This window comes from Vibrio sp. 1249-1 (genome assembly GCF_033340495.1).
This window is the reverse complement of the sequence record NZ_JAWOWJ010000108.1, coordinates 1-1,126: the sequence shown is the minus strand read 5'-3', so window position 1 is coordinate 1,126 and position 1,126 is coordinate 1. Positions and strand designations below refer to the sequence as shown.

Sequence of the window (1,126 nt, the reverse complement as noted above, 5' to 3'; positions counted from 1 at the left end):
TAAGTTTTTTAAACCAAAATTGAGTGGCACATTTTTTTGCCAAGATTGGCAACGAAACTGCCAGTAATGGCAGAGGAAGTGTCAGGGTTGGCAGTGAATGTGCCAAGTGTGGCAGAAGAAATTTAGTAGAAAAACGATGTTCTATCTTTTGTTAAGTGATTTTAAATAATCTATCCTTATATTAGAATTATAACTTTATAATAATTATAACAGTTATAATAGTTATAACATGAAAAATTAATAAAATAAAATTTATTTTTTATGTGTTAATTTTATTGCCAAGGAAAATTAATAGTAACTTTGTTTTTATTATAGATTAATTAAATTTAGAGTAATGTTTGTTGCTCACGGATATTCATTTATTTTCTAGGTTTTCTTAAGGCAAAGTTACTTTGTCAAAATTATCGACTTAAGTAGTCAACTTTAGCGAGATGTAAACATCCCAGGATAGTATCAACAAACATCCGTTTTCTGACACCAGAAGGGAGTGAGCTGTTTGCAGTCTCATAAAATAGGGTTTGGATTTTTATGATACCCAACTGATTGATGATACTAGTTGTGATACCAAAAAGGAGAGTATTGTGGAGAGTATGGGACGGACATTCGCTTATTGTCGTGTATCGACTAGCGAGCAAACTGTGTCAAATCAGATCTTAGCTATCAGAAATGCTGGCTACGATGTTCAAGAACACCGAATTGTACATGAAACAGTTTCTGGTAGTGTGCCTGCAACTGAACGACGTGAGTTCAAAATGTTGATTGAGCATAAACTTGAACCAGGGGACAAACTGGTGGTACTCAAGCTTGATCGACTTGGAAGAGATAACATCGATGTTCAGCATACGATCAGTATGCTGTTAGAAAAAGGTGTTACGCCAATATCTCTTGATCTGCCTACCGCTGATCTAAGCTCAGCAGAGGGACGATTGATGCTACAAATGTTCTCAGCATTTGCTGAGTTTGAGCGAAACCGTATTCGGGAACGGACGTTGGAAGGGCAAGCTAGGGCTAAATCTGAGGGTAAGCGGATTGGCCGACCAGAAGCTATCAGTACAACTCAAAAAGTTCAAGAATGTAGGGTAAGAGGACTGAGTCAATCCAAAACAGCAAATGCTCTTGGTATCTC

The 1,126-nt window shown here is 36.9% G+C and carries 1 protein-coding gene; it reads left to right on the top strand.

Annotation, left to right across the window (positions count from 1 at the left end; translation table 11 throughout):
- Positions 1-590: 590 nt before the first annotated feature.
- Positions 591-1,126 (top strand): recombinase family protein (locus R7Z50_RS24595; RefSeq protein WP_318149363.1); only part of this gene is annotated, 536 nt, incomplete at its 3' end.